Source organism: Thalassospira lohafexi, assembly GCF_002844275.1.
Taxonomy (GTDB): domain Bacteria; phylum Pseudomonadota; class Alphaproteobacteria; order Rhodospirillales; family Thalassospiraceae; genus Thalassospira; species Thalassospira lohafexi.
In genome coordinates this window covers 807,392-828,272 of the sequence record NZ_NXGX01000001.1, presented here as the reverse complement: position 1 = coordinate 828,272, position 20,881 = coordinate 807,392, and the positions used below count along the sequence as shown (strand labels likewise).

The window sequence follows — 20,881 nt, the reverse complement described above, 5'->3', positions numbered from 1 at the left end:
CCGAAACCTTAAACCGTCTAACCCGCGTCGCCAATCTCGTCAGCGCCGCGCCTCGTCGGTGGAGGCGGGTTATAGGGTGCAGTCACAGAACTGTCAAACCCTTTTTGGCGAAAAAATGCATCTAAAATGCAAAAACTTCAAACGGCTTGCAAAACACCGAAAATGGCCACTTGCCGCACTTTCACCCACTGATTGACGACACACAGCCACCGATAAACCAGAAAGATCAATCCGCATTCATAAGGCTCTTAATTCCTCACCTTTCCGAGACATTCAGATCCGCAAAACCAACCTCGATTTTAACCCACATATATACGTGTCTGTTTGTCGCCCCAACGCAGATCAGTTGCATTCATAAATTTCGGCAAATTTCTTAGGCTCAGCACCTCCTCCTGCGAAGATGCATTTTTTTCTTCACCGGAAAAGTATAGCCCGATGCCCCACGTCGACCTGGATCAAAGCAGCCCGCATTACCGACAAACGTTTGTTTTAATTTACGAAGCCTGCCCGGTTATCCGGGAAACGAAGCATTTTCATTGCCCGAGAGACCGCAATTTTGATGGCGCCGGGCATCTGTCTTTATGAACTTTGGTCATTACGCGCCTTTATCTTGCCATTGTCAGGTGGCACCTCAGCGCCGCCCAGCATCGAAATGGCGCGTAACTTCTTCAACGGTTCGTAAAGGAAATAGCGCCATGATGTCCGATAGGGCAATGCAATACCCTTGTTAATTGGCATTTCACAACGGCCTGACTTTTTTGTATAAGGTTTCTGGCCGATGTTGCCAAAAAGAGCAACGGGTTGAGCATACTGCATTTTTGGTTCTAGGGGAGTTCTACGGCGATGGCCGGAAGAGACTTGGCATCTATTGTCACTGTGATGGCAATTCTTGGGGGAACAGCGGGATATCTGCTTTCCGATCATTATTCCAACGCTACAGATACAGCCTTATCGGCGAGTGCTGCTGAAACACAGCACTCGGTTGAAAGCATCACCGAAACAGCAAGTATTCCCGATCAGTCACCCCGTCATGAGACGGTCGTGCTTGAACAGGGATCAAACTTGATGGCAGTTTTAACTGCCAGCGGGCTTGAGCGCACCATCGCCTATGATGCGATTGAAGCGCTGCGGGATGTTTACAATCCGCGCAAACTGCGCGCTGGTCAGGAATTTGAACTGGTGTATTCCGGTGACACGCAAGACAGTGATGAACTGCTTGATGTTTTAAGTTTCCAGCCAGACCCGGAAACAATTGTTTCCGTCTCACGCACTGACGATGGTTTTAATGCATCATCAGATAAGATCGAACTGACGACGGCCCAGAATGTTGCCGCAGGTACGATCGAACAAAGCCTGTTCCTTGCCGCAGAGCGCAACGGTGTTCCCCTGCCGGTTCTGATGGAAATGATCGAGCTTTATTCCTATGAAGTCGACTTCCAGCGCGACATCCAGCCGGGTGACAGCTTTGAAGTGATGTATCAGGAACTGAACAACGATGCCGGCGAACGCGTTCGGTATGGTGATGTTATTTACGCCAGCATGACGCTGAGCGGTCATGAAGTCCGGCTTTATTCCTATACCGACAGCCATGGCGACACCGACTTCTATAATCAGAAGGGTGAGTCTTATCGTCGTGCCCTGATGCGTACCCCGATCAACGGTGCACGCCTGTCTTCGGGCTATGGTGGCCGCAAGCATCCGGTTCTTGGCTATACCAAAATGCATAAGGGCGTCGATTTTGCCGCCCCACCGGGCACCCCGATCTTTGCCGCCGGTAACGGAAGCATCGCGCGGATCGGCCCCTATAGCAGCTATGGCAACTATATCCGTATTCGTCACAATGATTCCTACTCAACCGCCTATGCCCACATGACAGGCTTTGCCAAAGGCCTGCGTCAGGGGTCGCGCGTTAAACAGGGCGACGTTATTGGTTATGTCGGCGCAACCGGCCGTGTCACCGGACCGCACCTGCATTATGAAATCCTCAAAGACAACGTGCAGGTCAATCCGATGCGGATCAAGATGCCAAGTGGCAAAAAGCTTAAAGACAAAGAGCTTGAGACATTCCTGGCCGACGCACAAATCCTGCGCAAACAATATGCCGAGCTGTCACTTGAAAACAGAAAGATCGCCAGCGCGGATTAAACACCGTCCAACACGGCAATATATTGCCAGACAAAAGCCCGCCAAACCGGCGGGCTTTTTTGTTGGTGGTATCGCCCGGTCCCTGACCCGTTAAGTTCACAGCACTGAAGTACCGACAAAAAAGCCCCTGACCTGATGGCAGGGGCTTTTGTCATGGAGCATCAAATCAACGGTGAGACTTTAAAGGTTGTTAGGCAGCATCGCGTTCAAATTGCAGCTTTGCCAAGCGCCCATAAAGCGGTGAGCTTTCGAGCAATTCTTGATGGGTGCCAATGGCAACCAGTTTACCATCATCAATCACCGCAATCCGGTCCGCATGCAGCACGGTTGCCAAACGATGGGCAATGACCAGCGTGGTGCGTTCTTTCATGATGGTTTCAAGTGCCTTTTGAACAACCTGTTCGCTTTCAGCATCAAGCGCACTGGTCGCTTCATCAAGTAACAACACCGACGGGTTGCGCAAGATCGCGCGTGCTATGGCAATACGTTGACGCTGCCCGCCCGACAATCGAACGCCCTTTTCGCCAAGGAAACTGTCGAAACCTTCGGGCAAGCGTTCAAGGAATTCAGTCGCGTATGCGGCGTCGGCGGCGGCACGGACATCCTCATCGGATGCACCCGGACGGCCATAGCGGATGTTCTCCCACGCATTGGCAGCAAAGATCACCGGATCCTGCGCAACAAGCCCGATCCGTTCGCGCACCTCAACCGGGTTGGCATCGCGGATATTGACATCATCAACGCAAATGATCCCGCTGTCGGGGTCATAAAACCGCAGCAAAAGCTGAAACACCGTGGTTTTTCCTGCACCTGACGGCCCAACAAGCGCAACCGTTTCGCCGCGTTTGACCTTAAGCGAAAATCCTTCAAGCGCGGAATTATCCGGTCGTGCCGGGTAATGGAACGTTACGTTGTCAAAACTGACATACCCCTGATGGGGTACTGGCAAGGCAATTGGATTTTCAGGTGCGTCGATTGATGGCTTGGTCGCCAGCAACGCCACCAGCCGTTCGGCGGCACCAGCAGCGCGCTGCAAGTCGCCTATCACTTCGCTGATCGCACCAACAGACCCGGCAACCACCACCGCATAAAAAACAAATGCAGAAAGCTCCCCCGCCGAGATCGTGCCATCAAGAACATCATGCCCGCCAATCCAGAGGATCGTTCCAACCGCACCAAACACCATGACAATGACAATGGCGGTCAAAAGAGCGCGCGCCGAGATACGTGCAACCGCGGTTTTAAAGGCCCCTTCGACGAAACCGCCAAACCGGGCACTTTCAATTTCTTCGTGGGTATAGGCCTGCACCGTGCGCAAGGCATTCAGCGTTTCTTCGGAGAACGCGCTGACATCGGCAACCCGGTCCTGAGACTCGCGTGACAAACGCCGCACGCGCCGCCCGTAACCAATGATCGGCACGACCACCAAGGGCACGACAAGAAGCACAAGTGCCGTCAGCTTGGGGCTGGTGATGGCCAACATCGACAGCCCGCCAATGAACATCAGGATGTTGCGCAGGGCGATTGAAACACTAGACCCGATAACGGCCTGAAGCAGTGTCGTATCGGTGGTAAGCCGCGACAGAACTTCACCCGTGCGGGTAACTTCAAAGAATCCCTGATCAAGTCGGATGATATGGCGATAAACAGCCGACCGGATATCAGCGACCACACGTTCGCCAATCCACGACACCAGATAAAACCGCACATAACTTGCGCCCGCCAGCAGTACAGTCACCCCAAACAGCACAAACAGCGCACGATCAAGCAGCGTGCCATCCCCTTCGGCAAAGCCCTGATCGACCAGCATGCGCAAACCATTGCCCAAGGCCAATACCGTACCGGATGCCGTCACCAGCGCAAGCAACGCCCCGACAAGCTGCAGGCGATAGGGCGCGATAAACGGCAAGATTGCCCGTAAAGAGGACATATCCCGACTTGTTTCGCGGTCGGACAATTTTGCGGAAGCAGAAGGTCTACGCGCCACGGCACCCTATCCCGTACTCAAAGGAAACACGAAAGCCGATCACAGATCAGCCAAGATCAAGTTTATGCCCGGTCTTTACAGCCAGATCGGCAGATAATTGATCGTTTAAGGTCGTGGATCCACGGGTCGAGGTCCATGTCTCATTATCGTCGTCAAAGTCATAATGGCTGGCACCACTCACAGGTGACGAAAGCCAGACCTGACGGTTGGGACCGTGCTTATTGACGATGAATTGCTCACCCGAATCGAGTTCGATGGTCAGAATTCCTGACTGCAAATCGACGTCAATGGAGTCCCCCAGCGCGTCATCAATGGTATCCGAGAGATTTTCAATGGTGTCGTCTGCAATCTGATGAAAGCGCGTTTCCTCAAGGGCCACAGTCCTGTTCTCCGTCTGTCATCGCGGGAAACCAAGCCCCCGCATAGGCGATAATCGTTTGTTGGCGCACCATACTATATAAAGAGTGCTGTGCAAGTATGCATAAGAACGTGCCTGCGAGAAAAGCTTGAAACGTGGGCTGCGGACTGCTAAACGACCGCGAGATCGCTACTGCACTCCCTATCTATTTACGTTAATCGGATAATTACCGGTTACAGGGGTTGCGCGAGCCGATTTTTTACACTATACACCGCGCTTCAAATTCCGGAGTGATTAGGCGATGAAAAAAGATATCCATCCCGATTACCATGAGATCACCGTTCAGATGACTGACGGCAGCAGCTTCACCACACAGTCGACCTGGGGTAAACCTGGCGACCTGATGAAGCTCGACATCGATCCAAAAAGCCACCCGGCTTGGACTGGTGTTCACCGTCTTCTCGATAGCGGCGGGCAGCTTGCGAAATTCAAAAAGCGCTTCGCTGGTTTCAACATCGGTAATTAAGCAAAGAACACTTCTTTGTGTTCTTACGGATCAGCGCCCGCCGCATCTTCTTGATGCCGCGGGCGTTTTTCTTTGCCAGAGGACCAAATCGGCGGCTCCATCCGACAGAAAACCTGTTGAAAACCGTCAAATAATCGACTGCACCGTCATATCTGATGGTGAATCGGGCATTTTTTTGCCATAATTCATAATTCGCCGTACTGCGACAGCATCAAATTTGCTGTCTGTTTCGGTTTGTAAGAGTTACCAGGCTTGTAAATGAACCAAGTGGCTGCGCGTAACCAGGTAAGTTATGAGGTCTATGTAAAAGACCGTTCAGGGCGTTGGCAAATCCACGCCCACTTTAGTGGTGCGCAAAAAAAGCAGGCCGAGGAAGAAGCAAAGCAGATCGAACGCGCCGCACATGTATCTGCGGTAAAGGTGATTCGCGAAGTTTACAATCACGGCACCAACAGCTCCGACGACTACGTCATTTACGAAACCCGCGATAAAGGCGGCAAAGCGTCCCCTGACAAGCAAGCCAAGGCCCCTGCGCCAAAACCTGCTGCCAAACCGGCAGCGTTTGAGCAGCCTGTGGCAAATTGCGCCCCAAAAGCACAAAAACCTGCACCGGCCAAGAAACCCGTCGTAAGACACAACAGTACTGAATCCGGTGAACATGGGCTGATCGGTCTTATCCTGAAGATGGCGATCGCCTTTTGTGTCTCTATCGCGATTGGGCTCGCTGCAATGCTTGCCGCGGCAAAGGGGCTTGAATATCTGCCCAGTATGGGTGTTACCATTAGTCAGGGTTTCTACGACAAGGCCAACTTCGTCTCCTTTACCGTCGGCTTCCTTGCCAGCGTCGTACCGATGCTGATGTCGGTTACCAAAAAATACAAAGGTAACGGCAGAAACCCGTCATCAGCACGAACATCACAACCGAACCAGCGCAGCGTAAAAGCGGCTCAATCGACCGGCCATGGATCGTTTGGGGGGTATAACTCCTCGGAAATGTCTGGATCGAAGAAGTCGGCTGCCGAGCTTGCTGCTGAAATCAGCGAAAACGATGTCCCGCAGGATAGCGAAAACACCGATCCGGTATCAGCCGAGGATAACGTCGACAGCAACGAAAATGCACAAAGCGACGATATCCCTGATGCACCGCTTGTCGAAACGCCCGATATGCGTAAGACCCGCGACAAAATGAAGGCATTTATTTCCGGCTCAATGCGCGCAATTCGCAAAAATGTCCCCAATCTGGATGCCTATCACAAATTCGGTGTGAACCTTTATGTCGCCGGGGCGTGTGATGCATGCAGTGAGAAAAATGCTCTTCAACAAAAAGATGGCCGCGCGGTTCTACGTGATTGCATCACGGCCCTTGGTGCCAACAAAGGCATGGCAGACACGTTTTGCAAGAATGTAGACAACTACATCCTTGAGCCGAAATATAAGGACATGTACGGCGCAGGACGCCAATCCATGGCCTCCTATATCGAAGATGAAACCAGCATAAATGTATCCGTCTCAAAGGCACTGGAAAGCTGGAGCGAAAAGCCCGCCGCCGGACCGCAAGGTACTGCTGGAAAAAAACTGCATGCACTGATGTTCACCGATATCGTCAATTCGACCCAGAAAACACAGGAACTGGGTGATCATGGCGCGCAGCAAATGGTCCATATCCACAACCAGATCGTACGGACGGCCTTGATCAATAACTATGGCAAGGAAGTCAAACATATGGGTGACGGCATCATGGCTGTCTTCCCGTCTTCGGCAAGCTCCGTTGAGGCCGCAATTGAAATCCAGAAAAACATGGCGTCACATAACGCCAGTCAGGACCTGAAATTCCAGATCCGGATCGGGATCAATAGCGGCGAGGCCATTGCCGAAGAAAATGATCTGTTTGGGACTGTCGTTCAGCTTGCCGCACGCGTTTGCGCCCAAGCTGGCGGGGACGAAATTCTGGTGTCCCAGAACACCAAGAACACCTATGCCGGCAGTCGCGCCAACTTTACCTCTCAGGGCACACGTACGATGAAGGGCTTTGCCGAGCCAATAGAAGTGTTTTCCGCGACCTCACGCGTCTAAGCAGCTCACCTCCCAAGCCCCCTTCCCGAGCAGACATATTTCTAGCCGCCCTCCATGCTCATGCACTGGCTGTTTAAGCGTGTATGGGAGGAAGCCCCGTCTCAGGGGTGTTTGTTGGGGGAGAAACCAGGATCAGGCATTGCAGCGCGCAGCCACCTGAAGCTCCATCCGCGCAGCACGCATATAAAGCCCGTGGGCGCGTTCCATAAGATCAAGCAACTCTGGGGACAGGAATGCACATTGTGCGCGTTGATCATCAATGCAGACCCGAAGATCAGTCATGAGGTTGTCGGTATCAACGGCTTCGTCCCAGTCTATTTCACCGGCCTCAACCGCCCGCACTGTCAAAAGCCACCCCATCGCACGGATCAAACGCGTTGTCATGCGCATTTCTTCCAAGCATTGCGTCATGGCGTCAACAGATCGCCCCGGTTTTCCGCGATTTTTTCTATGTGCAGAAAGATAATTTCGTGCCTCCACAAGCAAGGTGAAGGCCTCATCATAGGTTCGCGAAAAATGAACGACTGCGAAATTGCTTTTGTAGGACGCCTGACCTGACGCCGCTGGGTGCTCTTGGTCCATTAAAAGTATATTGGAAAGACACAGGCAGGCTTCAAGGATCGTTCTATTGAGCACCAAATAGAAAGACCGCCCTTTCTAGGGCGGCCTCACCTCAACCTGCTAAACTTGCCGGACTTTTTTTAAGTTTTGTTCTTCTTGTGCGCGAACATTAGCCAGCGGTTCATAAGCGGTCAAGGCTATTAATTGCACAATTGTGACAATACGTATTAACCCGTATGTCCCTGCGCGATCTTTCTCACATGGGACAAGCCCGCTTACACAAGCAATTCTCTAATCAACTAAACAAAAAGAACCGCCCTAATGAAGGGCGGTCCAGTTTAACAGGGAGGCATCGAAACATCACGTTCGACAAGGGGTCAACAAGTGACCCGTAATCCATATATAAGACCGCAAGTTTAAATTTCAATTAACCCAAGGTTTAAAAATTTATCCTTACGTCTAATAAACGGCGACATCTGATACGCACAACATGCACCGGGCAAAACCACGGCCAAATGATTGCTTGGAACGAGGACCTTGTCTGCTTTGCTAGACAGCTCGATATTGCCATCAGGACTTAAACAGCGCCTGTGCACCAGCCAACGCACCTTCACGATGTGAAAGCGCATACTCGACATTGGCAATCTCTTGTTCCAATGCGGTGCGATACGCATGCAAACTGTCTACAGACATGCCTTCAAGATTGCGTGGCAAACCAAATTCTTTCGCTTTCGCGGTTACCAGATCATCCTCGTTCACGACCATCCTCCATTAAATTGCTGCGAACATCATACCTGTACCCGTTCGTTGATTTAAGGGTTTGTTGGTTTTCCCAGCCGTCTTTTACCGTTATGAGATAGGCACAAATGTTTCCATTCGCCACGGAGGTCGTTATGTCACAGTCCGATTTGCAAAAGCCCGACTTGCCCAAACACATGCAGGCCATCGAAATACGCAACGACCGTGAAAAGCCTTATTTGGCATTGGGGGAAACGGCCCTGCCCGAATTTGGACCAGAAGACGTTCTGGTGCGTGTTCGTGCAAGCGGGGTCAACCGCCCTGATCTGATGCAGGTTGCGGGCATGTACCCACCACCAGCCGGTGCATCCTCAATTGTCGGGTTGGAACTGGCCGGTGAAATCGTTGCCACCGGTGCAGATGTGACTGACTGGCAGATTGGCGACACAGTCTGCGCCTTGGTGACCGGGGGTGGTTATGCCCAATATGCTGCGGTACCCGCCGCACAGTGCCTTCCGGTGCCAAACGGGCTTAGCATGGTTGAGGCGGCTGGCCTTCCCGAGACGTTCTTTACCGTCTGGCACAACCTGTTTGACAAGGCCGGTTTGAGCGCGGGCGAAACATTGCTTGTGCACGGCGGGACGTCGGGCATTGGCACAACCGCCATTCAGTTGGCCAAGGCATTTGGCGTCAAAGTCATAACAACCGCCGGAACTGACGAGAAATGTCAGGTCTGCCGGGAACTTGGCGCCGATATCGCCATCAACTACAAGACTCACGACTTTGTCGAAGAAGTCAAAACCGCCACCGCTGGCAAAGGCGCAAACGTCATCCTTGATATGGTTGCGGGCGATTATGTCAGTCGCAACTTCAAGGCCGCCGCCGTCGAAGCCCGTATTCTGATTATTGCCTTCCTGAATGGTCCAAAGGCAGAAACCAATTTCACCCCGCTATTGCTTAAACGCCTGACCCTGATGGGATCAACACTGCGCGCACAGCCGGTGGCAAACAAAGGTGCGATTGCACAAAGCCTGCGTGAAAAGGTATGGCCATTGATTGAGGCGGGCAAAATCGCACCGGTGATTTATAAAACATTGCCGCTTTGTGATGCCGATGACGCCCACGCGATTTTGAAGGGTGGCGCCCATGTCGGAAAAGTGATACTTGAGGTGTAGATTGAGGCACTTTCAATCGCTTACGGATAACGGTTGGCACGTAAAGTCTGACCGATCTTGGGTGACAGTCCATAGATTGCGGCACGCGGAAGAAATATTCTTTTGGCAAACCCGCAACAGATTGTTGCATTTAACCGCACATTGATCGAAAAGAACGCTGTGGCGGGTCCGTTGATGCGCGGCAACACTCGTGGTTGCCTTCGCAGCATTGCCGGATCACCAAAAGAGATTATATTCTGGGGCATACATTCCTGCGTATTTGGGCTTAGACCCATCGCCGGTCTCCAGAGAGATAAAAGGAAACTAGGAGGAATTATGGCACAGCCCCTCATGCCCAAAGCAACCGCTGTATGGCTTATCGACAATACCGGCTTGTCGTTCCGGCAGATTGCTGCCTTTACCGAACTGCACGAGCTGGAAATTCAGGCCATTGCCGACGGTGACGTCAGTCAGGGCATTGTTGGCCGTGACCCGGTCGCCAACAGCCAATTGACCCAGGAAGAAATCACGCGTTGCGAACAAGATCCGCGTGCTCTTTTGAAAATGGCCAAAAGCGATTTGCCGCGCCCGCGCGCGCAGTCCAAAGGTGCCCGTTACACCCCGGTTTCCAAGCGCCAGGATCGCCCGAATGCGATTGCTTGGCTGCTTAAGCATCACCCGGAACTGTCGGACGCACAGGTTTGCAAACTGATCGGTACCACCAAGGATACGATCGGCAAAATCCGTGACAAGAGCCACTGGAACTCAGCAAACCTTGCACCGCGTAACCCGGTAACAATGGGCCTTTGCACCGAACTTGACCTTGAAAAACAGGTCGTGATCGCGCGTTCCAAAAATCCCGAAAAGATTGTCACCAACGTCGAGCCCGATCCGCTGCCAGAAGAATTGCAGATCAATCCGGAACCAGATTTCCCGGGCAAGAAAAAAAGCGACAAGAAAGAAGACCTCAAGACTTCCGATTACATGGAAGCCGCGGAAAACCTCTTCCGTTCCTGATTTCTTTCAAAAGGCCGCCTTTTACAGGCGGCCTTTTTTCTTTGAGCCGCCCCACAAAAAACGCGTATGATTTGTTTCATATGAACGCCGTTAAACTGTAACGGAACCGACATACGCACGGCATACCATGCGCCAGCTTTTCAGACGAACAACACCGAAGAAACGTTTCCATGCAAAAACGTCCAACCGAACGCCAAGCTGGCATTGTTGAACTTGTTCGCGCCGATGGTTTTCGCACCATCGAACAATTGGCAGAACGCTTTGACGTCACACCACAAACGATCCGACGGGATGTAAACGCCCTGTGTGAAGAAGGCCTCTTGCGCCGCCGCCATGGCGGCGTTGAACCCGCCCTTGAACATGAAAACATCGCTTATCGGGCGCGCAAGGTTCTCAACGTTAACGAAAAACGTAAAATTGCGGCACTGGTTGCACGTGCGATTCCTGATGAGGCATCGCTGTTCTTTTCCATTGGCACCACACCGGAACTGGTGGCAAGCGCGCTTTTGCAACATCGCAATTTACGGATATTTACCAACAATCTGAATGTTGCCTATGTTGCGGCAACTAACGACAGTTTTGATGTTACCTTGATCGGTGGACGCTTGCGCAACCGCGACCGGGACGTGCTTGGCCCCGAAGTCGAAGAGTTCTTTAACAGCTACAAAGTTGATTACGGTATCTTTGGGGTTGGCGGAATTGAAAGCGACGGCAGTCTGCTTGATTTCGACGAACAGGAAGTCCGTGCCCGGTCCGCCATCCTGAAAAATTCGCGCAAAAACTATCTGGTTGCGGATCACACCAAGTTTGGACGCAACGCGGTTGTTCGCGGTGGCTCGATCACACAGGTTACCGCATTCTTTACCGACCGCCTGCCGCCTGATCACATCTCACAGATGATCTCAAAGGCCGGAGTTGATCTTCACATCCCCGAAGCAAACTCCGATTTCCCGACCTTTTTCATGCCAAACGACGATAGCTAAGGTCCGCCCTTCTCGCTCTTGGTATCGAACGTAACGGCACGCACAAAGAAGCACCCGTCATTGTGAAAATGACGGGTGCCAATTTGCTTCATGCAAGCAAGGTGAAGGAGTTTGCATTATTTGGCGTAGCCGATCTCTTTAAGCGCATCAGCAATTTCTGGCAAAATCGCCGGATCATCAATCGTCGCCGGGGTGTTGTAACTTTCCCCATCAGCAATCGACCGCATTGTTTTACGCAGTATTTTACCCGACCGGGTTTTGGGTAACCGATCCACAATCGTTGCCTGCTTGAATGCCGCCACCGGGCCGATCTGATCGCGAACCATCGCAACAATTTCAGCAATGATCGTATCATGCGGTCGGGTCACCCCGGATTTCAGCACCACAAAGCCCAGCGGCAATTGCCCCTTAAGATCATCATGCACACCAATGACCGCACATTCGGCAACATCCTGATGGCCTGACAGAACTTCTTCCATCCCGCCCGTCGATAAACGATGTCCGGCGACATTGATAATGTCATCGGTACGCGACATGACATAGATATAGCCATCTTCGTCAATAAAGCCGGCATCCCCGGTGGCGTAATATCCCGGGAATTCTTCCAGATAGGATGATTTAAATCGGTCTTCGTTCTGCCAAAGCGTCGGCAATGTTCCCGGCGGCAACGGTAACTTGGCAACCAATGCACCAATCTTGCCCCGTTCAAGGCAATTGCCGCCTTCGTCCACCACCTGAACATCCCAGCCACAGACAGCTACCGTCGGTGAACCATATTTAATTGGCAGCAATTCAACCCCGCGCGGATTGGCACAAATCGGCCAGCCGGTTTCGGTCTGCCACCAATGATCAATCACCGGCACACCAAGACTTTTCTCCGCCCATTGCAGGGTATCGGGATCGGAACGCTCCCCGGCCAGATAAAGTGCTTCAAAACAGCTTAGATCGTAATCGCCCATCAGCTTTGCATTGGGATCATCACGCTTGATCGCACGAAAGGCCGTTGGGGCGGTAAACAGCACCTTGACCTGATGCTGTGAAATCACCCGCCAAAACGCGCCGGCATCAGGTGTTCCAACCGGTTTTCCTTCATACATGATCGTCGTACAGCCCGCCAAAAGCGGCGCATAGACAATGTATGAATGACCGACCACCCAACCAACATCTGATGCCGCCCAATAGACATCACCAGCCTCAACGCCGTAGATGTTCTTCATCGACCAGTGCAGTGCGACCATATGTCCGCCGTTGTCACGCACAACGCCCTTTGGCTGCCCCGTGGTTCCCGACGTATAAAGGATATAAAGCGGATCGGTGGCTGCGACCGGCACACAGTCTGCTGGGGCAGCCTTGGCACATTCAACAACCCAGTCATAATCCCGACCATCTTGCATCGGTGCCTCGCATTGCGAACGCTGAAACAGCAAAACACTCTCGGGTTTGTGATCGGCACGCTCGATCGCGCGATCAAGAAGCGGCTTATACTCAATCACCCGACTTCCTTCGACGCCGCAACTGGCCGCCATAACCAGTTTTGGTTTTGCATCATTAAAGCGCGTTGCCAGCTCGTTGGCGGCAAAGCCCCCAAACACCACGGAATGGATTGCCCCGATCCGCGCACAAGCCAGCATTGCCATCGCGGCCTGCGGGATCATCGGCATATAGATAATCACCCGGTCGCCTTTGGTCACACCGCGTGCCTGCAACGCCCCGGCAAGACGCGCAACCTCGTCGCGCAAACGGGTATAGGTGAATGTTTCAACTGTGGACGTTACTGGGCTGTCATAAATCAGGGCCGCCTGATCACCGCGTCCATCTTCGATATGGCGATCCAGCGCGTTGAAGCACGTATTGACCTCGCCACCGCTGAACCATCGATAAAATGGGGCATTGCTGTCATCGAGAACCCGATCCCACTTTTTATACCAGGACAGTTTCTGGGCCGCTTCCGCCCAGAATTCTTCCGAGTGGGTCATCGAACGATCATAGAGTTCCTGATAGCGACCGGTCATAGTCAAAACGTCCTCCCGCAAAGTTGGGTCTGATGCCCAAATGGTATGCGTCTGTGTGGCGCGCAGTCCCCTGACCGATAAATTAAACGGTGACAATCCGGTCAGAGGGCAGATGAACTGGCATGCGCCAATAAATCGGCATCATAATACCGATTTAATTTCCAATTACCCCTTAGACATTGGTAGAGAGCCAAAAATCCGCAGAAACGTGCAGATTATTATTACTCCAAAACACCTGTCATTTGGCCGGCGTGATCTAGGTACGTCGGCCTCACCGTATATTTGGGGAGGATTAGGGTCAGAACCAAATTGAATGTTTGAAAGACGCCCACGAGAATGCCGCCTCACGTCGTGGGCGACAGTCGGAGGCGGCAAAAGATAAAGGATTGGATTTTACGAGGTCGCTACACCGTCAGCACTGGCACGTTCACGCTGATCATCACGTGATTACGGCCATGCCCGGACGGCTAATGGGTTATTCGGTTTATCTCGTCCTTGATTTCAAGCTTGCGACGTTTAATGTCTGCGACAAGGGAATCATCTGGCGCCGGTCGGCGCTGCTCGTGATGGAGGTCCTGCTCAAGTGCAGCGTGTTTGGCAGTTAGAGCTTCGATATGGCTTTGAACGCTCATTCGCCTACTCCTTATATCTGACATTGCCCACAAGAAGATGGTATTAATTTTGTAACATGATTTCCAGTGTTTCAATCATCATCGTGAACAAGAACACAGTCCAGCAAGGATCGGCATGACGCAAAAAGATCGACTTATCATTGGCATAACCGGTGCTTCCGGGGTGATTTACGGCATACGTTTTTTGCAGTTGCTCAAAAACACGCCGATTGAAACCCATCTGGTTCTTTCCAAGGCGGCCGAGCGTACCATCGCCTATGAAACCGATTACAAAATTCGCGAAATCAAGGACATGGCGGACGTGCTGCATGACAATGCGGACATTGGGGCCCCGATTGCGTCGGGGTCGTTCCGGGTACGCGGCATGGTGATCGCCCCTTGCTCGATGAAGTCATTGGCCGAGGTTGCAAGCGGAGTCGCAGATAATTTGATCGCACGGGCTGCTGATGTGATGCTTAAGGAACGCCGTCGCCTGGTGCTGATGGCGCGCGAAACCCCGCTGCATGCCGGACATATCCGCAACATGGCACAAGCCACTGAAAACGGTGCGATTATCGCCCCACCCGTTCCGGCCTTTTATGCCCGCCCGACATCCCTTGATGAGATGGTCACCCAAAGCTGCGGACGGATTCTTGATCTGTTTGACATTGATCTGCCCGAAACCGCACGCTGGGGCGATGAAGATGCCCAAAACCACATCCCCGTTACCGGCAAGCCGCGAAACCGCGAATAACAGCAGGCAGCGACGCAGTATGGTCTGCATCGCATCAATGCGCTGAACACCAGCGTATCAGCGCAACCCCATCAATCGACAAAGCTGATCAAACGCATCGTCGCATTCCGCCTGCGTCAAATCAAAGCGGTTTGGCGATAAATAGGCATGGGCCGCCGCCAATGGGTCAGTGGCCTCAATCGTTTCAACCGCGTCGCACAGGATATGCTGTTCAATGCGTTCGGCCTGCAATTCGTCTGATTTGACTTTCTGACGTAAGGCCTGCGCGGTTTCGCGGGGTTGATTTTTCAAATAGCGCCGCGTTTGGCGCAACGGAATAATGACCTTGTCGCGCCAGTCCTTCACCGCCATTTCAAGTGCCGAAATGCTATGTGGTGCACGACCTTTCTGCCCCAGATAGAACATGAACAGCATCATGTTCACATCCAGTCCACATCGTTCCTGAAGGGTCAAAAATAATGGCGCGACCCCGTCACGGCCATACATCTCGACCGTAAAACGCCAGACATCTTCATGGTCCATCAAAAACCCAACCTGTTTGCTTTTTTGTTTTCTTTAACGTGTCTTGCTGTGGTGTGGTGATCACACCGTCTTTGCCGTGCGTGCAATCTTTGGCGGCTGCCCGATATAGGCCCCAAGTCCCTTGGCCGTTGAAACCATTGTCCCTGCTGTATCGACCAGCCGCGGGCCAACAATAACATCCTTCATCGCAACATCGATCACTTTGCGTTTCGACCATGCGACAACACGGTCAAATTTCTGATCGGCGATCAGGTCAACCGCATGCACACCAAAGGCCGATGCAATCACCCGATCACGTGGGGATGGAATGCCGCCGCGCTGGACATGGCCCAGAACGGTCACACGTGTTTCCCAACCTGTCCGCGCGCCCAACTCATCGGCCAACCAATGACCAATGCCGCCATATCGGGCCTTTTGGCCGTCATTGCCCTGTGTCACGGCCGCCCCGTCATCGCGTTTGACCGCCTCGGCAACAATCACCAAGGCATGATTGCGTCCACGTTTACGGATATTCAGACAATGCTCGGTCAGCGCATCCAGATCATAATCCATCTCCGGGATCAAAATGGCATCGGCACCGCCCGCAACCCCGGCAAACAGCGCAATATGCCCCGCATCGCGGCCCATGACCTCAAGGATCATGATCCGGTCGTGGGATGCTGCGGTTGGCTGCAACCGGTCAAGCGCCTCAACCGCAACATTGACCGCCGTGGTAAAGCCGACCGAATATTCGGTTAGGGCCAGATCGTTATCGATGGTTTTGGGAATCCCGACCAGATTAATACCGCCCTTTATGGCCAGCCGATGTAGGATTTCCATGCTGCCATCGCCGCCAACCCCAATCAACGCATCCAGCCCCAAGGTGCGATAGCCTCTAATCACGTCATCGGAACGGTCGGCAAAGCTGCCATCTGGCATGGGATAGTTAAACGGGTCGCCCTTGTTAATTGTGCCAAGGATCGTCCCGCCCATGCGCAGCATCGCGTCATTATTGACCTGATCATTCAGATCAATTGCCTGTGGCGGGTCCTGCATCAAACCGTGCGCACCCTGTCGGATACCAATCACGTCCCAGCCATAGCCAAGCACCGCGCGGCTTACCACAGCCAGAATGACAGCATTCAACCCTGCACAGTCGCCGCCGCTGGTCAAAATTCCGATCCGCATGCACTTTCCTCCGGCTATCGGCAGATTTGTTTTTAAAGGTGGTACAAATCATATGGGTCCACTATCTGATATCTGTTAATATCATTGTCCCTTCGCGTTGATTATTAAGCTGGATCAAAAATGGACGAAATCAATCAGATCGAGATTGAAAAGAGACTGATGTCGTTACGCGAGGAACACCGGGATCTCGATATTGCCATCGAACAAATGGTTGTCGCCCCGCATCATGACCAGCTTCGTCTGGGCCGCATGAAAAAGCGCAAACTCGCCTTAAAAGACGAAATCCGCTACGTCGAGTCGCAGCTTGTTCCTGATATTATTGCCTGATTTTGGCACCGGTTTCGGCCTGATCCGAAAATTAACCACCAAGGCTCAGGACCTGTCTCGCGCAAACCAAATGTTTGATGCATTTGGCCTTTTGGCGATGTTTTGTCACGGTGAACAGGTGATGAAATACGATGGTGGGCTGGGTAATCTGCGCGGCAATTAACCGGTCACAGCACCTTCGATCAAATGCCGAAGGGAATACGTTCAAGCTGTGCCAGACGCATTTCTTTTTCCGCACGTAATGCGAAATCGGCCGCATTCAATGCTGAAGTTGCGGTATCGCCGTTGCGCGCCTGATAAATGCCAAAGACCGGCTTTACGGCGATGAACTTACCCTTGTGCGAAAACGGCGACTGATTGATCTGTCGGATAACCGCATCAATACGCAAACGCGTATCGTCTTTATCAACGTTATAAAGCAGGGCGGCAAAATCATTACAGCCCAAATACCCCAGGTGATGGGGCGACATGATGAAATCGGCCATGATCTGATGGACATACTTAAACAGGCCGTCTTTGCATTCCTGTCCGTGACGTTGCAAAATCTCGTCGATATTTGACAGTTCACACACAAGCAGCATGCGCATTGTTCTGTCCGTGCCCTGAACCGCCATTTCATTTTCAAGAATTTGCATAAAGGCGGGTCGGCTCATCGCACCCGTGAATGGATCGCGTCCCTCAGACCGGGCAAGATAGGCCTGATGTTTCTTAAGGTCCGACAGATTTTCACTCAGACCATTGATGCGCACCATCAACCGGCCAATCGCCTGTTCAACCGCAGGCGTCACTTGACTATCGGGAATGCCCAGAACATTGGCCATGTCGGGCGTATGAAACGGTTGGTCATCAACTGCGTCGGGCAGGTTGCCAGTATCAATATCAACTTCGTGATGCTGATGCATGGACGACCGACGACGCACGGCGTCCTTGCCATAGGCAAACGCGGTATATTGATTTGATGAATACCTTCCATCGCCTGCCCCCATGGATGGGATCGTCGATGGGGGCCGTGTGACTTTCATGTCTGACCTTCCCGTGCTACGTGCACAGTTATATAAGCAATAAGTAAACAATAAATCAAAAGTACATTTTATTCATCATAAAATTCAACCATCAACAAGAATAGCTCAACTATTCTTACGATCAGGACCAACACATCGGCCCGCAAACAGGCACCGCATAAGGATTTTGCAGGTGTATAGGCACTCTGCAGGCTTGCATGATACCGGTTGCTGCATATAATGCGGCCCTTCACGAAACCGCCCGCAAACGGAGCCGCCAACATGAGCGATCAATCCCCGGTCATCGGCATCATCATGGGAAGCCAGTCTGACTGGGAAACCATGAAAAACGCAGCAGATGTCCTCGATGCGCTGAATGTCGCCTATGAGACGAAAATCGTTTCGGCCCATCGCACACCTGATCGCCTGTATGACTATGCCAAAACGGCAAAATCACGCGGCCTGAAAGTCATTATTGCCGGTGCTGGCGGTGCGGCCCACCTTCCGGGTATGGCGGCTGCCATGACCCCACTTCCGGTTTTGGGTGTTCCCGTCCAAAGCAAAGCCCTCAAAGGGCTTGATAGCTTGCTCTCAATCGTCCAGATGCCCGGTGGCGTTCCGGTCGGAACGCTTGCCATCGGATCAGCCGGGGCAAAGAATGCCGGGTTGATGGCCGCAGGCATCATGGCGCTGATGGATGATGGTCTGGCAGGCCGTCTTGATGACTGGCGTGCGGCACAGACCGATGCTGTCGCCGACGCGCCGGTTGATCCGGCACCATAAAGCACTATGCGCGCCCATTCGGGCGCGTTTTTGTTTTGGCAATTGGGTTCAGACCCTAAATACCCTGTGCCGGAAATCGGCATCCAATGATCATTCGAGGAAGACATGACGCAGGACTTCGAAACGCGCGTTATCGCACCGGGCAGCACCATCGGCATCATGGGCAATGGCCAGTTGGGCCGCATGGCGGCATTCTGTGCCGCAGAACTCGGCTATAAGGTTCATGTCTTTGGACCGGGTGCTGACAGCCCGACCGAACAGGTCTGTGCGAAGGCAACCATTGCCGATTACAGCGATCTGGACGCTCTGCGCGCCTTTGCAAATGACGTCGATGTGGTGACATTTGAATTTGAAAATGTCCCGCATGACAGCGTCAAGCTGCTGTCTGAACTGGTCCCGGTACGTCCGGGCTGGAAATGCCTGCATCTTTCGCAAAACCGCCTGCGCGAAAAGACCTTCTGCAATGATCATGGCATCGGCACCGCCCCGTTTGAAGCCGTCCGATCCCTTGCCGATCTAAAGGCCGCCGTTGCCAAACTTGGCCGCCCGTCGGTTCTGAAAACCACCGAGATGGGCTATGACGGCAAAGGTCAGGTCAAGATTACCGACGATACCGACCTTGCCTCGGCATGGGCTGAAATGAAGGACGCCGAAGCCGTCCTTGAAGGGTTTATTTCGTTTGAACGCGAAATCTCGGTCATTGTCGCACGTGGTGTCACCGGCGACACAGCCTGCTTCTGCCCGGTCGAAAACGTCCATACCAATCACGTTCTTGATGTCACTGTCGCGCCAGCCGAAATTGCACAAAGCCTATCGAAAAAGGCCGAAGACATCGCCATCAAGCTGGTTACGGCAATGGAGTTTGTCGGACTTCTGGCGGTTGAAATGTTTGTCACCACCGATGGTGACATTCTGGTCAATGAAGTGGCCCCGCGCCCGCACAATTCCGGTCACTGGACGATTGATGCCTGTGTCACCAGCCAGTTCGAACAGTTCATTCGCGCTGTTTGCGGTCTGCCGCTTGGCGATCCAAGCCACCATTCCAATGCCCGGATGAAGAACCTTTTGGGTGATGACATTGACGGTTGGCAGGCAATTTTGACCGAGCCCACTGCAAAACTGCACCTGTACGGCAAGGCCGAAGCAAAACCGGGCCGTAAAATGGGCCATGTGACGTGGATTTTACCGAAAAAAGACTGATCACATCCTCATCAACTGACGCATTCTGGCTCCGGATATCATGGCATATCCGGAGCTTTTTTTATGACACTTCAACACGTTACCCGAAAATGACGGACCCAAGCATTTTATGCCGGGCGAACTGGCATCAGACTTGCTGTTGTGGGGGCAGGAAACTCTTTTCGGATAGAACGTCATGAAGAAAATTCTGTTCATTGCCTTGGTAACGCTTACCCTCCTTGCCATCCAAAGCCATCAAACCCGTGCGGTTGCCGCACCCGGCGCGGCAGGCTTCCCCGAAGTGGTCGAAGGCGACAAGCTGCGGTTTGGCAACATGATTGTCGAACTGTTTGGCATTCGCGCCCCACGTACCGGCATGATCTGCCAGGCGGGCAGCATTGAATTCCAATGTGGTGCCGCCGCGACACAGGCCTTGACCCGCATCATCGAAAACTATGCTGTTAAATGTCAGCAGGTTTCCGACGTCCAACTGTTTCCGATGCTGACCGAATGCACGATGGGGCGCAGTGACCTCAACCGTCTGTTGCTGCGTGCCGGATGGGCCTTGGTTGACATGGCAAGCTGTGACAGCAACCCGACCTGCCCGACCTATTTGCGCGATCAGGCCTTTGCCAAGGAAAACCGCAAAGGCATGTGGATGGGCACCCCGCCCCACGAACTGGTCGCCCTTGCTGCCAAACCAACAGCCAGAGAAATCCAGACCGAGGACGATGCAGCCAATCGCGACAAAACCGCCAAGGATGGTGATACCCAACAGCATTTCTTCAAGTCGCCGTTTGGCATTGACCTTGCCGCCGACCTGAAAAGAGCCAACGAACCGGACCGCACACTTCTAAGCTTCCTTGACCCGACGTCCTAACAGGACGGACGACCGGCCCAAGAGTTTCCTGCTCTAAAATCAAAAACGCCACCGCGCTTTATGCCGGTGGCGTTTTGTTTAACATCACAAGTATCTTTGCGGT

Annotated in this window: 22 protein-coding genes; 12 read left to right on the top strand and 10 right to left on the bottom strand. The window is 52.8% G+C overall.

Going from position 1 to position 20,881, the window contains the following annotated elements:
* Window positions 1–196 (top strand): hypothetical protein (locus tag COO92_RS22175; RefSeq protein WP_206186347.1); only part of this gene is annotated, 196 nt, incomplete at its 5' end.
* Window positions 197–579: 383 nt separating this feature from the next.
* Here COO92_RS22175 and COO92_RS03775 read toward each other — a convergent pair.
* Window positions 580–816 carry a hypothetical protein gene (locus COO92_RS03775; protein ID WP_022733137.1) on the bottom strand — a complete coding sequence of 79 codons (237 nt, stop codon included), beginning with the start codon at window positions 814–816 and terminating at the stop codon, window positions 580–582.
* A gap of 27 nt (window positions 817–843) precedes the next feature.
* Here COO92_RS03775 and COO92_RS03770 point away from each other — a divergent pair, with 27 nt between their 5' ends.
* Window positions 844–2,145: a M23 family metallopeptidase gene (locus COO92_RS03770; RefSeq protein ID WP_240626308.1), complete on the top strand. Its 1,302-nt coding sequence runs from the start codon at window positions 844–846 to the stop codon at window positions 2,143–2,145.
* A 190-nt stretch (window positions 2,146–2,335) separates the two neighbouring features.
* On the opposite strand, the gene COO92_RS03765 is transcribed toward COO92_RS03770, so the two are convergent.
* Both COO92_RS03765 and cyaY read right to left on the bottom strand, forming a co-directional pair.
* Window positions 2,336–4,075 (bottom strand): ABC transporter transmembrane domain-containing protein, encoded by a 1,740-nt coding sequence (locus COO92_RS03765; RefSeq protein WP_101299946.1) that lies wholly within the window; start codon window positions 4,073–4,075, stop codon window positions 2,336–2,338.
* 103 nt (window positions 4,076–4,178) lie between these two features.
* The gene (gene cyaY, locus COO92_RS03760) at window positions 4,179–4,511 is read right to left on the bottom strand and encodes an iron donor protein CyaY (RefSeq protein ID WP_022733133.1); all 333 of its coding nucleotides are present in this window, start codon (window positions 4,509–4,511) and stop codon (window positions 4,179–4,181) included.
* Window positions 4,512–4,791: 280 nt separating this feature from the next.
* Between cyaY and rpmE the strand changes: the two genes are divergently transcribed.
* Together rpmE and COO92_RS03750 are read left to right on the top strand one after the other, a co-directional pair.
* The gene (gene rpmE, locus COO92_RS03755) at window positions 4,792–5,016 is read left to right on the top strand and encodes a 50S ribosomal protein L31 (protein WP_022733132.1); all 225 of its coding nucleotides are present in this window, start codon (window positions 4,792–4,794) and stop codon (window positions 5,014–5,016) included.
* Between the two features lie 258 nt (window positions 5,017–5,274).
* On the top strand, window positions 5,275–7,089 hold the full coding sequence (locus tag COO92_RS03750) for an adenylate/guanylate cyclase domain-containing protein (RefSeq protein ID WP_101299944.1): 1,815 nt from the start codon (window positions 5,275–5,277) through the stop codon (window positions 7,087–7,089).
* Window positions 7,090–7,221: 132 nt separating this feature from the next.
* Here the strand turns inward: COO92_RS03750 and COO92_RS03745 are convergent, their stop codons facing one another.
* Together COO92_RS03745 and COO92_RS03740 are read right to left on the bottom strand one after the other, a co-directional pair.
* Entirely contained in the window at window positions 7,222–7,671 is a 450-nt protein-coding gene (locus COO92_RS03745; protein WP_101299943.1) for a DUF1465 family protein, read from the bottom strand.
* A gap of 549 nt (window positions 7,672–8,220) precedes the next feature.
* On the bottom strand, window positions 8,221–8,415 hold the full coding sequence (locus COO92_RS03740; protein WP_101299941.1) for a DUF1192 domain-containing protein: 195 nt from the start codon (window positions 8,413–8,415) through the stop codon (window positions 8,221–8,223).
* A gap of 128 nt (window positions 8,416–8,543) precedes the next feature.
* Here COO92_RS03740 and COO92_RS03735 point away from each other — a divergent pair, with 128 nt between their 5' ends.
* From COO92_RS03735 to COO92_RS03725, 3 genes are all read left to right on the top strand, one after another.
* Window positions 8,544–9,563: an NAD(P)H-quinone oxidoreductase gene (locus COO92_RS03735; protein ID WP_240626307.1), complete on the top strand. Its 1,020-nt coding sequence runs from the start codon at window positions 8,544–8,546 to the stop codon at window positions 9,561–9,563.
* 315 nt (window positions 9,564–9,878) lie between these two features.
* On the top strand, window positions 9,879–10,559 hold the full coding sequence (locus tag COO92_RS03730) for a DUF1013 domain-containing protein (protein ID WP_022733126.1): 681 nt from the start codon (window positions 9,879–9,881) through the stop codon (window positions 10,557–10,559).
* Between the two features lie 170 nt (window positions 10,560–10,729).
* Window positions 10,730–11,542 carry a DeoR/GlpR family DNA-binding transcription regulator gene (locus tag COO92_RS03725; protein ID WP_101299940.1) on the top strand — a complete coding sequence of 271 codons (813 nt, stop codon included), beginning with the start codon at window positions 10,730–10,732 and terminating at the stop codon, window positions 11,540–11,542.
* Window positions 11,543–11,658: 116 nt separating this feature from the next.
* On the opposite strand, the gene COO92_RS03720 is transcribed toward COO92_RS03725, so the two are convergent.
* Together COO92_RS03720 and COO92_RS03715 are read right to left on the bottom strand one after the other, a co-directional pair.
* A complete protein-coding gene (locus COO92_RS03720; RefSeq protein WP_101300081.1) occupies window positions 11,659–13,596 on the bottom strand; it encodes a propionyl-CoA synthetase in 1,938 nt (645 codons plus the stop codon).
* 425 nt (window positions 13,597–14,021) lie between these two features.
* Window positions 14,022–14,186: a YdcH family protein gene (locus tag COO92_RS03715; RefSeq protein WP_081649532.1), complete on the bottom strand. Its 165-nt coding sequence runs from the start codon at window positions 14,184–14,186 to the stop codon at window positions 14,022–14,024.
* Between the two features lie 115 nt (window positions 14,187–14,301).
* Here COO92_RS03715 and COO92_RS03710 point away from each other — a divergent pair, with 115 nt between their 5' ends.
* The gene (locus COO92_RS03710; protein ID WP_101299938.1) at window positions 14,302–14,919 is read left to right on the top strand and encodes a UbiX family flavin prenyltransferase; all 618 of its coding nucleotides are present in this window, start codon (window positions 14,302–14,304) and stop codon (window positions 14,917–14,919) included.
* A 57-nt stretch (window positions 14,920–14,976) separates the two neighbouring features.
* Here the strand turns inward: COO92_RS03710 and COO92_RS03705 are convergent, their stop codons facing one another.
* Both COO92_RS03705 and COO92_RS03700 read right to left on the bottom strand, forming a co-directional pair.
* Window positions 14,977–15,441 carry a TIGR02444 family protein gene (locus COO92_RS03705; protein ID WP_101299936.1) on the bottom strand — a complete coding sequence of 155 codons (465 nt, stop codon included), beginning with the start codon at window positions 15,439–15,441 and terminating at the stop codon, window positions 14,977–14,979.
* Between the two features lie 60 nt (window positions 15,442–15,501).
* The gene (locus COO92_RS03700; protein ID WP_101299934.1) at window positions 15,502–16,608 is read right to left on the bottom strand and encodes an ATP-dependent 6-phosphofructokinase; all 1,107 of its coding nucleotides are present in this window, start codon (window positions 16,606–16,608) and stop codon (window positions 15,502–15,504) included.
* A gap of 120 nt (window positions 16,609–16,728) precedes the next feature.
* On the opposite strand from COO92_RS03700, the gene COO92_RS03695 reads away from it, so the two are divergent.
* Window positions 16,729–16,935, top strand: a complete 207-nt coding sequence (locus tag COO92_RS03695) for a YdcH family protein (RefSeq protein WP_022733119.1) — start codon at window positions 16,729–16,731, stop codon at window positions 16,933–16,935.
* Window positions 16,936–17,117: 182 nt separating this feature from the next.
* Here the strand turns inward: COO92_RS03695 and COO92_RS03690 are convergent, their stop codons facing one another.
* Window positions 17,118–17,957, bottom strand: a complete 840-nt coding sequence (locus tag COO92_RS03690; RefSeq protein ID WP_240626305.1) for a GGDEF domain-containing protein — start codon at window positions 17,955–17,957, stop codon at window positions 17,118–17,120.
* Between the two features lie 261 nt (window positions 17,958–18,218).
* Between COO92_RS03690 and purE the strand changes: the two genes are divergently transcribed.
* From purE to COO92_RS03670, 3 genes are all read left to right on the top strand, one after another.
* Window positions 18,219–18,719: a 5-(carboxyamino)imidazole ribonucleotide mutase gene (gene purE / locus COO92_RS03680; protein WP_101299930.1), complete on the top strand. Its 501-nt coding sequence runs from the start codon at window positions 18,219–18,221 to the stop codon at window positions 18,717–18,719.
* 105 nt (window positions 18,720–18,824) lie between these two features.
* Window positions 18,825–19,919, top strand: a complete 1,095-nt coding sequence (locus COO92_RS03675; RefSeq protein WP_101299928.1) for a 5-(carboxyamino)imidazole ribonucleotide synthase — start codon at window positions 18,825–18,827, stop codon at window positions 19,917–19,919.
* A gap of 175 nt (window positions 19,920–20,094) precedes the next feature.
* Window positions 20,095–20,778 carry a thermonuclease family protein gene (locus COO92_RS03670; RefSeq protein ID WP_101299927.1) on the top strand — a complete coding sequence of 228 codons (684 nt, stop codon included), beginning with the start codon at window positions 20,095–20,097 and terminating at the stop codon, window positions 20,776–20,778.
* Window positions 20,779–20,881 lie beyond the last annotated feature (103 nt).